The organism is Gordonia hirsuta DSM 44140 = NBRC 16056, assembly GCF_000333015.1.
In the GTDB taxonomy this organism is placed as follows: domain Bacteria; phylum Actinomycetota; class Actinomycetes; order Mycobacteriales; family Mycobacteriaceae; genus Gordonia; species Gordonia hirsuta.
On the sequence record NZ_BANT01000019.1, the window covers coordinates 52837 to 66609 of the forward strand.

The following is a 13773-nucleotide window of genomic DNA, read 5'->3' on the forward strand; positions in this document are numbered from 1 at the left end:
CCCCTCAGCCGCGCTGGGCGAGGAACATGACCTCGACCCAGTCGCCGGTATCGAGCTCTTCGGTGTCCTCGTCGACCACGATCAAACAGTTCGCTTCGGCCAGTTCGGCCAGCAGATGCGAGGTGCCCGTAGCGGATTCGCCGATCACCTGCACCAGATACTCCCCCGAACGCTCGTCACGCATCAGCTGCCCGCGCAGGTAGCCGGTACGCCCGACCACCGAGGCGATCGGGCCGATGGTGCGGGCCCGCACCGTGCGGCGTCGAGGCTGCCGCTTGCCCAGCGCGATGCGGATCAGGGGGCGCACCATGACCTCGAAGGTGACCAGTGCGCTGACCGGGTTGGCCGGCAGCCAGAAGGTGGGAATCTCGTCCTTGCCCAGCCGGCCGAAGCCCTGCACCGAACCCGGATGCATGGCGATCCGTTTGATCTCCAGCTCTCCCAGATCGCCCAGTGCCTCGGCTACCTCGCGGGAGGCGACACCGCCGACCGAACCGCACAGCACCACGATCTCCGAACGGATCAGCTGCGCCTCGACCACCTCGCGTAGCCGGTCGTGGTCGCGGACGGCCACCCCGACCCGATGCACATCGGCGCCGGCATCGCGGGCCGCCGCCGCCAGCGCGTAGCTGTTGACGTCGAAGACCTGGCCGGGGCCGGGTTCGCGGTCGATGTCGACCAGTTCGTCGCCGACGGAGATCACCGCCACCCGCGGCCGCGGATGAACCAGGACGCGGGAACGTCCAACGGCCGCAAGCAGTCCGACCTGGGCCGGGCCGATCACCGCGCCCTCGCTGACGGCGACGTCACCGAGCTGCACATCGTCACCGATGCGCCGCACGTAGTCGCCGCTGTCGACGCTGTGCCCGATCATCACCCGCTGGTCGCCGCCGTCGGTCCAGCGCAGCGGCACCACCGCGTCGGCGAGGGTCGGCATCGGCGCCCCGGTCTGCACCCGCACGGCCTGACCCGGCTGCAGCCGGATGGGATTGCGGGAGCCGGGAGCCACATCGCCGACCACCGGCAGATGCACCACCAGGTCTTCACTGCCCTCGGGCCGGCTCACTTCGATACCGCCGGCATCCAGGTCATTCATCTCGGCCGGCGCCGGGGTACCCGCCAGTACCACATCCACCGCGCGCACCGCGTAGCCGTCCACGGCCACCTGGTCGAAGCCGGGCAGCGGCTCGGTGGTGACCACCTCTTCGGCGCACAGGAGGCCCTGAGCCTCGGAGATCGCCACCTGGACCGGGCGCGGGGCGACCACCGAAGCGGCCACCAGGCTCAACTGGTCCTGCACCGAGCGCATGTTCCCTCCTCATCGCCGGGGGTCGACCGGTATCCGCGGCGTATCTGGAGACGACGTTAGTCACCGCGGGCCGTCGCCGCGGTCAGGCGCGCGGCGCGCGAGCCGACTACTGCTGCAGCCGCTGCACCAGCCACTGCCGCAGCTCGGGACCGTAGTCGTCGCGATCCAGCGCGAAGTCCACCGCCGCCTTGAGATAGCCGCCCGGATTCCCCAGGTCGTGCCGGGTGCCGTGATGCACCACCACATGCACCGGTTCGCCCTGCTCGATCAGCAGCACGATCGCATCGGTCAGCTGCAGTTCCCCGCCGGCGCCGGGCGGGATCTGCCGCAGCGCGGCGAAGATCTTGCGGTCGAGGATGTAGCGGCCGGCGGCGGCCAGGTTCGACGGCGCATCGGCGGCCGCCGGCTTCTCCACCATGCATCTGACCCGCCGTACATCGGGAGTGTCCGGATCGGCGTCCTCGACGTCGAAGACGCCGTAGGCGCTGATCGCCTCACCGTCGACCTCGATCGCGCACAGCACGCTGCCGCCGTACCGGGCGCGGGTGGCGGCCATCTTCGACAGCACGCCGCCGGGCAGGACCAGATCGTCCGGCAAGAGCACCGCGATCGCATCTTCGTCGTCGCCGAGCTCGGGTTCGACGCAGCCGACCGCATGCCCCAGGCCCAGCGGCTTGTCCTGGACCACCGAGGCCACCTCGAGCAGGGACGGCGCATTGCGCACCTTGGCCAGCATGGCCTCCTTACCGCGCGAGGACAGCGTGTGCTCGAGCACCAGGTCTTCGACGAAGTGCGCCACGACCCCGTCCTTGCCCGGCGAGGTGATGATGAGCAGCCGTTCGGCACCGGCGGATTTGGCTTCCTCTGCCACCAGCTCGATACCCGGGGTGTCGACCACGGGCAGCAACTCCTTGGGCACCGTCTTGGTGGCCGGCAGGAATCGTGTTCCCAGTCCGGCCGCCGGCACCACCGCGGTACGCGGGATCTTCGACTGCAGCATGGTCTTCACTGTAAATGTTCGGCTACGGCTTTCCGTGTCCGCATAAGGCAAGATCAAGAAGATGACCACCGACAAGGCCGCCCTGCGCACCCGGCTGCTCGCCGCCCGCGACGCCATGAGCCCGTTCGTCGAGTCCCAGGCGATCGGCGCCCTGGCCGAGTCGATGTACGCGCTGCCGGTGGACCTGACCGAGGGCGACACGGTCGCCGCCTATGTGGCCACGAGCCGCGAACCCGGGGGAACGGCGATGCTCGACGCCCTGGTCGATCGCGGTCTGCGGGTGCTGCTGCCGATCGTGCCCGAAGGCGGACCGCAGCGGCTGCAGTGGGGTGTCTACGGCGGGGAACGCGCCCTGGAGTCGGGTCGCTGGAATCTGCTGGAGCCGCAGGGGCTGCGCCTGGACCCGGACACCCTGGTGCAGGCGAAACTGATTCTGGTGCCGGCGGTGGCCGTCGACCGGCGCGGGGTGCGCCTAGGGCGCGGTGCCGGCTACTACGACCGCACCCTGGCCGGGATGTCCGCACCGATCGTCGCGGTGGTCCACGACACCGAGCTGGTCGACTTCGATCTTCCCGAGGAGGACACCGACGTGCGTGCGCACTGGATCCTCACTCCGTCCGGTGGTTTCCAGCCGGTGCGTTGAGGATCAGGAGGCGGCGGTCGACGACGTCTCGCTCTTCGACGACGCGGACGATTCGCTCTTCGACGACGATTCGCCGCCGGATGAGGAACCGCCCGAAGGCACCGAGCCCGAACCCGACCGCGAGTCGGTGCGGTAGAAGCCGCTGCCCTTGAAGACCACACCCACCGAGTTGAACAGTTTGCGCAGCTTGCCTTCGCACTTCGGGCAGGTGGTCAGCGAGTCATCGGAGAAGGACTGCTGGATGTCGAATGCGTTACCGCATTCGGTGCATGCGTAGCTGTAAGTAGGCACAGGGAACCTCCGGAAAAGGATGAAGTCTGCTGCCCAGTGTAACCACTGCTGGCAGTCACTCATTCCGAGTGCCAATCCAACTCGGCCACTCCCGCCTTCCCGCGCTGCGATCTGTGTCAGAATTTCCCTCTCTCTTGTCCGGGTGCACCCGGGCTCCCCCACCCAGCGGAGGCGATGCATGACGGATTTTCTGGCGCAGATCAACGACGTCATCTGGAGCAAGTGGCTGGTGTATCTGCTGCTGGCAGCAGGGATCTACTTCACCGTCGTCACCCGGTTCCTGCAGGTGCGTCACATCAAAGACATGGTGCGCCAGGTCCTCAAGGGCCGGTCGTCGCCGACCGGTATCTCCTCGTTCCAGGCGCTGACGGTGTCCCTGGCAGGGCGGGTCGGCGCGGGCAACATCGTCGGGGTGGCCACCGCGATCGCCTTCGGCGGCCCGGGGGCGCTGTTCTGGATGTGGGTGGTGGCTTTCCTGGGCGCTTCGACGTCGTTCGTCGAATGCACCCTCGGCCAGATCTACAAGGTGCCCGACCCGCTGACCGGCGAATACCGCGGCGGACCGGCCTTCTACATCCAGAAGGCCAAAGAGCACACCCGCGCCCGCGGCGGCTTCAAGATCTTCGCCTGGGTCTTCGCGCTGGTCACGCTGATCGCCTGCGGTGTGCTGATGCCCAACATCCAGTCCAATTCGATCTCCACCTCGATGCACAACGCCTGGGGCACCCCGCTGTGGGTCGCCGGCACCGCGACCGCACTGATCCTGGCGTTCGTGATCATCGGCGGCGTCAAGCGGATCGCCGTATTCGCCGCCGTGGTGGTGCCGTTCATGGCGGTGGTCTACATCGCGCTGGCTGCCCTGGTGCTGCTGTTCAATCTGAACGACGTCCCCGAGGTGTTCCGCCTCATCTTCTCCAGCGCCTTCGGTGCCGACGCCGCCTTCGGCGCGATCCTGGGCTCGGCCATCATGTGGGGCGTCAAACGCGGCCTCTACTCCAACGAGGCAGGTCAGGGCACCGGTCCGCACGCGGCCGCGGCCGCCGAGGTGAGCCACCCGGCCAAACAGGGCCTGGTGCAGGCCTTCGCCGTCTACATCGACACGCTCTTCGTCTGCTCGGCGACCGGCTTCTTGATCCTGTCCACCGGCGCCTACCGGGTCTTCCGCGGCGAATCCGAATCCGGTGCGGTGATGGCCGACGGCGGCGGACTGCCCGCGCACGTCCCCGGCGAGCCCGAGGTCGGGGCCGGCTACGTTCAGCACGGCTTCGACAGCATGTGGTCGGGCGCCGGATCGTCGTTCGTGGCGATCTCCCTGGCGTTCTTCTGCTTCACCACGATCGTCGCCTACTACTACATGGCCGAGGTCAACCTCCGGTTCATGCTCGGCCGGCAGGCCACGGTGTACGTGCGCGGACTGCACACCACCGTCGGAGCGGGTCTGCAGCGGATCCTGCAGGCGGTCATCGTGATCTCGGTGGTCTACGGGGCGGTGAGCACGGCGGCTGACGCCTGGGCGCTCGGCGACATCGGGGTGGGCACCATGGCGTGGCTGAACCTGGTGGCGATCATCCTCCTGCAGGCCCCGGCACTCAAGGCACTGCGGGACTACGAGCGGCAACGCAAGGCCGGGCTGGATCCGGTCTTCGATCCGGTGCGCCTGGGCATCGCCGGCGCGACCTTCTGGGAGAGTTACACCGGCCCGCCCCCGCGCGAACGCGAGGTCGACCTCACTCGATGAGCCGGGTGTTGCGGTCGGGGATGCCGTCCAGGTTCATATCGGTGGTGCGCGGGTGCTTGGCGTCCCAGCGCAGCATGGCCCCGCCCAGGATCGCCGCCACCAGCGAGCCCACCAGAATGCCGAGTTTGGCCGCCGAGGCGTGCCCGTGCGGATCGGGCCCGGTGAACGACAGTTCGGCGATCAGCAGGGCGACGGTGAAGCCGATACCGCACAGCAGTCCCACCGGCAGCAGATCTCGCAGACCGATCGCGTCCGGCAGCCGCAGCGGAGTGAATCGGGTGACCAGCCAGGTGGTGCCCAGAACACCGATCACCTTGCCGACCACCAGCCCGAAGAAGACGCCCACACTGACCGGCTGAATCAGCTCGTCGGCGCCGACCACCGTGACCCCGGCGGCGGCGAAGGCGAACAGCGGCAACGCCAGTCCCGAGGTGATCGGGGTGATGGCGTGGCTGCCGTCCAGGGTGCGCGGGGTGATCTCACCGGCGATCGCCACCGCCGGAACGGTAAAGCCCAGCAGCACCCCGGCGACGGTGGCATGCACCCCCGAGGCGTGCACGCACCCCCAGGCCACCAGCGCCACCGGGATCAGCAGCCACAGCCGCAGCTTCGCCTGGCGCACCAGCAGCCCGAAGATCGCCACGCAGACCAGTCCGGCAGCCAGCCACAGCAGCTCGATCGTCTCGGTGTAGACGGTGGCGATCACGATGATGCCCAGCAGATCGTCCACCACGGCCAGGGTCATCAGGAACACCCGCAGCGCGATCGGCAGTCCGCGACCGAAGACGGCCAGGACCGCCAGCGCGAAGGCGATGTCGGTGGCCGACGGGATCGCCCAGCCCGACAGCGCCTCCGACGGACCGGTGGCCACGATGCCGACGTATACCAGCGCCGGTACCGCCATCCCGCCCACGGCCGCGGCCACCGGAACGCCGGCACGACGCGGATTGCGCAGGCTGCCGGCGACGAACTCGTGTTTGAGTTCCATGCCGACCACGAAGAAGAAGATCGCCAGCAGCCCGTCGGCGGCCCACTGCCCCAGCGACAGGTTCAGATGCAGAGACGACGGCCCCACCCGGGTGTCCAGCAGAGCGTGATAGCCGCCCCGCCACGGGGAGTTGGCCCAGATCAGCGCGATCACCGCCGCCGAGATCAGCAACAGACCGCCGCTGACGTCCCGGCCGATCCAGCCCTTGAAACGGCTGAGTGCCAGCACCTGTCTCATGTGGACATCATGACATCGTGGCCGCGCGCCTGTGGATGGGGCCGGGCGGCGCAGCCCCGGCCGGTCGTACCGTCCAGACATGAGCGCCGGTCCAGACCGTGCGCCCGGCACCCGGGCGCCGCATCCCTCGCACTCCCCCGTCCCAGGCTCCCCCGTACCCGCTTCCTATGGCGCGAGTTCCTCGCCTCCGACACCGCCGGGACTGCTGACAGGGATCAGGCGGTGGCGCCCGGGCCGACCGCGGACGGCCACGCTGCGCCGGCTGACCGCCGTGCTACTCGTGGCGGCGGCCGTGATCCTGGCGGTCACCGAACGACACCGGGACCGGCACGACTTCGCCGTCGTCGCCTCCCGTGCGCTGACCCCCGGAACCGAATTGACGGCCGACGATGTGCAGGTGATCGCGTTACCCGCCGGCGCGGTGCTGCCCGGAACCCTGCAGCGGCTCGATCAGGCGGTCGGCGCCCGGCTGACCGGGGCGATCGGTCAGGGCGAACCGGTGACGGCGACGCGGCTGCTGTCCTCGCGGCTGCCGGCGGCGTTGACCGGAGATCCGCGGGGGCGCCTGGTGCCGGTCCGGCCGGCCGATGCCGCAGTGGCCGGGTTGCTGCGCGCCGGGGATGTGGTCGATGTCCTCGATGAGCACGCCGGCGTGCTGGCCGCCGGTGCGGTGGTCGCGGTACCCGCCGGGTCGGCCGGCCGCGGTCCGGCGGGAACCGGCGCCCTGCCGCCGCCGGTACTGCTGGCAATGGGAGAGAAGGCCGCGCACCGGGTCGCCGCATCCAGCCTGGCCAACTCCCTAACGGTTGTTCTGCACTGAGTTAAACTCAACCCGTGATCAAGGGTTTCAAAGAATTCATCATGCGCGGCAGCGTCGTGGAATTGGCCACTGCGGTCATCATCGGCGCTGCATTCACCGCCATCGTGACTGCCTTCACCGACAAGATCATCGGCCCGCTGCTGGCCGCGATCCCCACCGGCAGCGACTGCGGCCAGACCATGTCCGTCGGCGAGGACACCACTCAGGCGGCCGCCGTGCAGGTCTGCGGCCTGTCCTATCAGCTGCTCGACGACGACGCGGCCACCCGCATGGACTTCGGTGCAGTGATCGCCGCAGGCATCAACTTCCTGATCGTGGCTACGGTGGTCTACTTCCTGATCATCGTCCCGTACAACAAGCTCAACGAGATGGCGGCACTGCGACGCGGTGACACCGGGGAGCCGGAGGAGGACACCGAGATCGACATCCTCACCCAGATCCGCGACCTGCTGGCTCAGCCGCCGGCGCAGGCTGCTCCGACCCCGCAGACGTACTCGGCGCCGCCGCAGGGCTACACCGCGCCGCCGCAGGGCTATTCCGGTGGTCTGCCGAATCCGGCGCCGCAGTACCCGACCGACGGACCCGGCCGCCACTCACGCTGACCTACCTGAACCCGGCGAGACCGCCGTCGATACCCCCGGGGCGCCGACGGAGGCCTCGGTGGTTTCAGGGTAACCTTGCACGGGCGGCGCGACCGTCGCCCATAGCCGTTTCAAGGAGTACCCGCATGACGACGACCACGCTCGACCCCGCAGATCTCGCTGAGATGACCCTGTCGGTGGCGATGAAGGTGGGTTCGGCCGTCGAACACGACGAAGCCGAGCACTCGGCCTTCATGGACGAGCTCCTCGGTGGTCGTGTCAACGAGGCCGGCTACATCGCCTATCTGAAGGCGCTGCGCCCGGTCTACGCCACGCTGGAGACCCTGGGCCGCGAGCTGACCGACGATCCGGTCGCCGCACCCGTGATCGACGCCGGCCTGGAGCGTCTGGCCGCGATCGACGCCGATCTGGACTACTGGGCTCCGGGCGAGAGCCACGAGACCGATTCCCCGGCCGCCAACGCCTACGCCGCCACCATCGCCGCCTCGGCCGGATGGGGCGGGCTGTACCTGGCCCACCACTACACGCGTTACCTGGGTGATCTGTCCGGCGGCCAGGCTGTCGGCGCGATCCTCAACCGCGCCTTCGAGCTCGACGGCAAGGGCCTGGCGTTCTACGACTTCGCCGAGATCGGCAAGAACAAGCCGTACAAGGACGTCTACCGCGAGAAGCTCGACGCCATCGGCGCCGAGCTGTCGGCCGAGGATCGTCTGCGCATCATCGAAGAGGTCCGCAAGGCGTTCCTGGCCAACCACACGCTGTTCGCCGAGCTCGGCCGCGACCTGGACAAGTACCGCCGCTGAGTCTTCTCGCGACCGGTCAGATCCGGCCGGTCGCGAAGAACTCGGTCAGCTGCCGGGTGTACGGCGCCAGGTCCAGGCCGGCCTGCACCACCCACTCGTCGGAGTAGTACTTGTCGGTGTAGCGCTCACCGGAATCACACAGCAGTGCGACGATGCTGCCGGTGCGCCCCTGCGCGAGCATCTCGGCGATGATCCGGTAGGCCGCCCACAGCCCGGTACCGGTGGAGCCGCCCACGCGACGGAAGATCAGACCCTCGAGGTGACGGATGGTCGCGATCGAGGCCGCGTCGGGCACCACCATCATCCGGTCGATGCCGGTCCCGACGAAACTCGGTTCCACCCGTTGGCGGCCGATCCCCTCGATGCGTGAGCCGATCGCGGTCTCGGTGTGGCAGTCCGCATCCCGCCAGGCGGGAAAGAACGCCGAGTTCTCCGGATCGGCCACGCACACTCCCGTCTGCCGGCCGGTGTAGGCGACGAATCGGGCGATGGTGGCCGAGGTGCCGCCGGTACCGGCGGTCCCCACGATCCATTCGGGTTCGGGATAACGCTCCAACGACAGCTGGTCGAAGATCGATTCGGCGATGTTGTTATTGCCACGCCAGTCCGTGGCCTGCTCGGCGAAGGTGAACTGATCCATGTAGTGGCCGCCGCGCTCGGCCGCGAGGTCCTGCGCGACGCTGTAGACCTCGCTCGGGTCGTCGACCAGTTCGCAGCTGCCGCCGGCCGCCTCGATCAGGTCGATCTTCGCCTGGCTGGTGCCGCGGGCCATCACCGCGACGAACGGGACCCCGATCAGCTTGGCGAAGTACGCCTCGGAGACCGCCGTCGAACCGCTGGAAGCCTCCACGACCGGCGCGCCGGGGCTGATCCAGCCGTTGCACAGTGCATGCAGAAACAGGCTGCGGGCCAGCCGGTGCTTCAGTGAGCCGGTCGGATGGGTCGACTCGTCCTTCAGGTACAGGTCGATCCCCCACTCCGGCGGCAGTGGCACGGTGATCAGGTGCGTGTCGGCCGACCGGTTGGCTTCGGCCTTGATCCGCCGCACCGCCTCGGCGATCCAGGCCCGGCGCTCGGGGTCGTACCGATTCACATCGACGGTCTGCATGCCTACGAGCCTAGGCCGATACGACTGAGCCTAGGCCGGTACGACGCGGCCGGGTCAGCCGATGCTGAACGGCTTCCCGTACATGGTCACGTTGCCGCGGAACTCGTCGGTGGCCACCCGGACGTTCACCAGCGCCCGAGCCTGAGCAAAGCCGGCGCAGCCGGAGACGCCGAAGCGCTCCTGGCTGTAGACGACGCCGCCCTTGGTTCCGGTGAAGGTGAAGGCGTTCACCGTGTTGCCATCGACCTTGGTCCGGATCACCGGCTGGAAGACGGCCTGGCCGGGGCTGATGGCGATACCGGCGCTGCCACCACTGTTTTTGTTGATGTAGGTGTTCTGTGCCGGGAGGATAGTGATCTCGCTGTTCGGCCCATTTGGAACCTTAAGTTCAGGAGTAGCGAATCGCAGTTTCTTTGCGTCAGTGAAACCGCCACTGACTCCAGCGGTAGCCCCGAAGTCCAGCTGGCAGCCGACCAGGTAGCCAGCACTCACGGTGCCGCCTTTGAGCGGTGCAGTGGTGCTTATGCGCACCTTGCCGGAGGCCCACACATCCCTGCTGAAGTGATTGTTGGCGACCGAACGAGTGTGCCGCACGTATTCGTCAGAGAGCCGGATGGTGACCTTGCCGCCACCGGGGACATTCTTCGCGTAGTAGCCCCCCGGCAGCCGGGCGGCATCGGCGGTGCCTGCACCCATACCGAGACCGGTCACAGCCGTGGCTGCCACCAGCGCTGCCGCGGCGGTGCGTCGCGTTATCGACATCGTCGCCTATCCGATGCTGAAGGGCTTGCCGTACATGGTGATGTTGCCCTTGAAGGTGTCCGTCGCGACCTTGACCGTCACCTTGGCCATCGCCTGGGCATAACCGGCACAGCTACCGACGCCGAAACGTTCCTGGCTGTAGGCCACACCGCCGCGGGCATTGCCGAAATTGAAGCTGTTGACCGGGTTGCCACTCGCGGACGCATTGATCACCGGGAAATACCCAGCCTGACCGGGCGCGAGCTTGAAACCGCCGCCGATATTCGCACTTGTCCCAAGGAACCCTTCAGCGCTACCGCCCCCGCCGAAGTCCTGATCAAAGCCTCCGTTACCGGGCTTCTGAATACCGCCCGAGCCGCCACCGGAGCCTTCTGCACCGAAGTTCATCTGACAGCCGACCAGATAGCCAGCGTTGATGTTGCCGCCCTTGACCCCTCCGCTGGTGGTCACGCGGATCTTGCCGGAGACCCACACCTCGCGGTCGAAGTGGTTATTGGCGACCGAGTTCTTGATCACGGCCTTCTCGTCGAACAGACGGATCTGGACCTTGCCCTCGTCGAAGCTGCGGGTCTTGACCGCGCCCGGCAGGTTCTTCGCCTCGGCCATGCCGGCGCCGACGCCGGTCACCGCGAGCAGAGCTGCTCCGGTGACGGCCACGCCGGTCACCACACGCTTGTTGAGCTTATTCATCGTGCTTCCTTTTCCGCGTCCGGTGGTCAGTTCAGGCTGAACGGCTTGCCGTACAGGGTCGACTGGATGAAACCGCTGTCACCGGACAGGCCCCCGTCCTCGGTGGACATACCCTCGGCGGCCATCACCTTGACGAACGACCGCGCGGCCGCGTAGCCGCCGCACTGCTGGACGTCGATATGGAAACCGTCGACCATCAGGGTCGCCTTGCCCTTCTTGATCATCATTTCGTCGGAGCTGACGACTGCGACCTCACCGGGATTGAGCGGAACGGTGAGAGCACCACTGAGGGAGGCGGCGCTCAGGCTGATCGCACCGCTGAGACCGAGAGTCAGTCCCGAGATGTTGACCTGGCAGCCCACCAGATAGCCGACCTGCATATGGCCCTTCCCCTTGTTCAGGGTGGCCTTGTAGGTGCCCGAGACGGCGGCGGCACGGCCAGCGCCGTTGTTGGCGACCGACGGCATCGGATTAGCGCGCTCGCCGGTGCGCTTGATGGTGACCTTCTGGCCATCGATGCCGGTGCTCGTCTTGGAGCCGTTCGGCAGGCGGGCGGCGTCCGCGGCGCCGGCACCGGTCGTCAGACCGGTGGCGGCCACGGCTGCCACGGCGGCCGCGACGACGGCGGTGCGCATCGGATTCTTGCGCATGAGATCTCCTCGCTGATGTCGAAAGGGCTGTGCTGCTCCTATATAGCTAAGGAGACCCTGAGAAAGCCCTGTGCCGAGAAGATTAACCGACGCCGGAGGCTGGCACCATCGGTTGAAAGAACTAAAAAGTTACCGGCCGGTGTTGGCCGGTGAACGCGGCGTGAACGGCCCCGACAGCATTCATTGCAAATCAGAAATATGCCCTGGCCAGCGTCTATTCGTGATGAGGCGGCCGATTGCGCTCGTACCAGTCCCTGTCGTAGCCGGTGTGAGCAGCCTCACCGGGATCGCTGACCACCTCGGCACCCGAATCCCCGAAGATCGCGTCCAACCGACGACGACGTCGCCACTCCGGCTCGGCTGCCGCCGGGTCGCCGGCGGCACCGGCGTCGTCGGTCGGTGCGTCAGAACTCACGGAGCTGATCGATGACGTAGTGCGCCAGCGGCAGCAGGGTGGCCATCCCGTCCCGGATCGCCGCACGCGAACCCGCCAGGTTCACCACCACCGTCTGACCGGAGGTGCCGGCAACGCCGCGGGACAGTCCGCCATCGGCCGCACCGGCCGCCAGCCCGGACGAGCGCAGCGCTTCCTCGATGCCGCGCAGTCTGCGGTCGAGCAACGGTTCTGTGGCTTCGGGCGTCACATCGCGGGCGCGCACCCCCACCCCGCCGACGGAGACCACCAGATCCACGCCCCCGATGACGGCGGTGTTCAGCGCGTTGCGGATCTCCACCTCGTCGCCGGGAACGCAGACGGTCGCATCGACGTGGAATTCGCCTTCTTCGACCAGTTCGCTGACCAGCGGACCGATCCGCGAGGCGACGTCCTCATCGTCGTCGACCAGCACCACCAGGGCGCGCAGCAGCGCCTCGGCCGGTTCGGCCGACAGCTCGCGGGCGGCGGCATCGGCCTGGACATCTGCTGCATCGATCATGGAATGCTCCTTCGGCATTACTGCTCTCCGAGTTTCACGGTAGCGGTCGTTTCCCGACCCTGGTGGGTGTACGCGATCTTGACGTCCTGGCCGGGCGCATAGGAGCGGATGGCCGCCACCAGCGCCTCGGAGGAACTGATCCGGCGATCGTCGACCGCGGTGATCAGGGCGCCGTTGGGGATACGGGCGCGGGCGGCAGCCCCGTTTTCGACGACGCTGGCCACCAGCGCACCCGGCTGGGTCGCCTCGGGGCTGGGTCGGACGGTGACGCCCAGGCTGGCCCGGGTCACCGTCTGGCCGCCGATGATCTGATTGGCCACGCGCATCGCCTGATCGATGGGGATCGCAAAGCCCAGACCGATCGAACCGGCGGCCCCCTCGGAGGCTCCCATCGTGGCGATCGCCGAGTTGATGCCGATCAGCGCACCGGAGGCGTTGACCAGGGCGCCGCCGGAGTTACCCGGATTGATCGCCGCGTCGGTCTGGATCGCATCGATCACCGATTCGTGGGAGCCGTCGGCGCCCATCGTCGACACCGGCCGGTTCAGTGCGCTGATGATGCCGGTGGTGACAGTGCCTTGCAGCCCCAGCGGCGAACCGATGGCGATCACGTCCTGGCCGACGGAGAGATTGTCCGAGACACCGACGGTGGCCGGCTGCAGGCCGGTGCTCTCGGCCTTGATCACGGCGATGTCGGACATCGTGTCGGCGCCCAGCACGCGGGCTTTGGCACGTGCACCGTTGCTGTAGCTGACCAGCACGTCCTCGGCGGGCCGGTCGCCGCCGGCGGTGACCACATGCGCATTGGTCAAGATGGTGCCGTCGGCGGTGAGCACCACACCCGAACCGCTTCCGGACTGGCGGCCGATCGAGACAGCGATCGAGACCACCGACGGGATCACCCGCTCAGCGACCTCCTGCACCGATCCCGGTGCGGCGGCCGGCTGTTCGGTGACGCGGCTGCCGGGGGCACCGGCGATGACCGCCGGACTGGTCGACGACGTCGACGAGTTCCGCATCAACGCCGCGCCGCCGATACCGCCGAGCAGGCCTGCGGCCAGGGCGACCAGTGCCAGCAGCGCCATCCACACCGGACCGCGGCGCTGCGGCGCCGCCGTCGGCTGCGCTCCGGTCGGCAGCGGCCCCGTTTCCATCGGCCCGGCGCCCATCGGTCCCGCCGGCATCGGACCGGTGCCC

16 protein-coding genes are annotated in these 13773 nt (G+C 68.1%); 5 read left to right on the plus strand and 11 right to left on the minus strand.

Annotated features, from left to right (window positions below):
• Positions 1-4: 4 nt before the first annotated feature.
• Positions 5-1309, minus strand: coding sequence for a molybdotransferase-like divisome protein Glp (gene glp, locus GOHSU_RS08180; RefSeq protein WP_005939550.1), 1305 nt, complete (start codon positions 1307-1309; stop codon positions 5-7).
• Between the two features lie 106 nt (positions 1310-1415).
• Positions 1416-2309: a UTP--glucose-1-phosphate uridylyltransferase gene (locus tag GOHSU_RS08185; protein ID WP_005939553.1), complete on the minus strand. Its 894-nt coding sequence runs from the start codon at positions 2307-2309 to the stop codon at positions 1416-1418.
• Between the two features lie 61 nt (positions 2310-2370).
• Between GOHSU_RS08185 and GOHSU_RS08190 the strand changes: the two genes are divergently transcribed.
• Positions 2371-2952, plus strand: a complete 582-nt coding sequence (locus GOHSU_RS08190; protein WP_005939556.1) for a 5-formyltetrahydrofolate cyclo-ligase — start codon at positions 2371-2373, stop codon at positions 2950-2952.
• A 3-nt stretch (positions 2953-2955) separates the two neighbouring features.
• On the opposite strand, the gene GOHSU_RS08195 is transcribed toward GOHSU_RS08190, so the two are convergent.
• Entirely contained in the window at positions 2956-3243 is a 288-nt protein-coding gene (locus GOHSU_RS08195) for an FmdB family zinc ribbon protein (protein WP_024332527.1), read from the minus strand.
• A gap of 178 nt (positions 3244-3421) precedes the next feature.
• On the opposite strand from GOHSU_RS08195, the gene GOHSU_RS08200 reads away from it, so the two are divergent.
• The gene (locus GOHSU_RS08200; protein WP_005939560.1) at positions 3422-4981 is read left to right on the plus strand and encodes an alanine/glycine:cation symporter family protein; all 1560 of its coding nucleotides are present in this window, start codon (positions 3422-3424) and stop codon (positions 4979-4981) included.
• Here the strand turns inward: GOHSU_RS08200 and nhaA are convergent.
• Positions 4971-6206: a Na+/H+ antiporter NhaA gene (gene nhaA, locus GOHSU_RS08205; protein WP_005939563.1), complete on the minus strand. Its 1236-nt coding sequence runs from the start codon at positions 6204-6206 to the stop codon at positions 4971-4973. The genes GOHSU_RS08200 and nhaA overlap by 11 nt on opposite strands.
• 271 nt (positions 6207-6477) lie before the next feature.
• On the opposite strand from nhaA, the gene GOHSU_RS08210 reads away from it, so the two are divergent.
• The 3 genes from GOHSU_RS08210 to GOHSU_RS08220 all read left to right on the plus strand — a co-directional run bounded on the left by GOHSU_RS08210 (position 6478) and on the right by GOHSU_RS08220 (position 8431).
• Positions 6478-7026 carry an SAF domain-containing protein gene (locus GOHSU_RS08210; RefSeq protein ID WP_005939565.1) on the plus strand — a complete coding sequence of 183 codons (549 nt, stop codon included), beginning with the start codon at positions 6478-6480 and terminating at the stop codon, positions 7024-7026.
• Between the two features lie 14 nt (positions 7027-7040).
• Positions 7041-7628, plus strand: coding sequence for a large conductance mechanosensitive channel protein MscL (mscL, locus tag GOHSU_RS08215; RefSeq protein ID WP_005939567.1), 588 nt, complete (start codon positions 7041-7043; stop codon positions 7626-7628).
• A gap of 125 nt (positions 7629-7753) precedes the next feature.
• The gene (locus GOHSU_RS08220; RefSeq protein ID WP_005939569.1) at positions 7754-8431 is read left to right on the plus strand and encodes a biliverdin-producing heme oxygenase; all 678 of its coding nucleotides are present in this window, start codon (positions 7754-7756) and stop codon (positions 8429-8431) included.
• A 16-nt stretch (positions 8432-8447) separates the two neighbouring features.
• Here the strand turns inward: GOHSU_RS08220 and GOHSU_RS08225 are convergent, their stop codons facing one another.
• The 7 genes from GOHSU_RS08225 to GOHSU_RS08255 form a co-directional block, all read right to left on the minus strand.
• On the minus strand, positions 8448-9539 hold the full coding sequence (locus tag GOHSU_RS08225; protein ID WP_005939571.1) for a PLP-dependent cysteine synthase family protein: 1092 nt from the start codon (positions 9537-9539) through the stop codon (positions 8448-8450).
• 54 nt (positions 9540-9593) lie between these two features.
• Positions 9594-10235, minus strand: a complete 642-nt coding sequence (locus tag GOHSU_RS08230; protein ID WP_245551702.1) for an MspA family porin — start codon at positions 10233-10235, stop codon at positions 9594-9596.
• Positions 10236-10307: 72 nt separating this feature from the next.
• Positions 10308-10991: an MspA family porin gene (locus GOHSU_RS08235; RefSeq protein ID WP_005939575.1), complete on the minus strand. Its 684-nt coding sequence runs from the start codon at positions 10989-10991 to the stop codon at positions 10308-10310.
• Between the two features lie 26 nt (positions 10992-11017).
• The gene (locus GOHSU_RS08240) at positions 11018-11641 is read right to left on the minus strand and encodes an MspA family porin (RefSeq protein ID WP_005939577.1); all 624 of its coding nucleotides are present in this window, start codon (positions 11639-11641) and stop codon (positions 11018-11020) included.
• Between the two features lie 214 nt (positions 11642-11855).
• Entirely contained in the window at positions 11856-12056 is a 201-nt protein-coding gene (locus tag GOHSU_RS08245) for a hypothetical protein (protein ID WP_005939579.1), read from the minus strand.
• Positions 12046-12576, minus strand: a complete 531-nt coding sequence (locus GOHSU_RS08250; protein ID WP_005939583.1) for a MogA/MoaB family molybdenum cofactor biosynthesis protein — start codon at positions 12574-12576, stop codon at positions 12046-12048. Before GOHSU_RS08250 ends, GOHSU_RS08245 begins: the two co-directional genes overlap by 11 nt.
• A gap of 17 nt (positions 12577-12593) precedes the next feature.
• Positions 12594-13773 (minus strand): S1C family serine protease (locus GOHSU_RS08255; RefSeq protein WP_005939585.1); only part of this gene is annotated, 1180 nt, incomplete at its 5' end.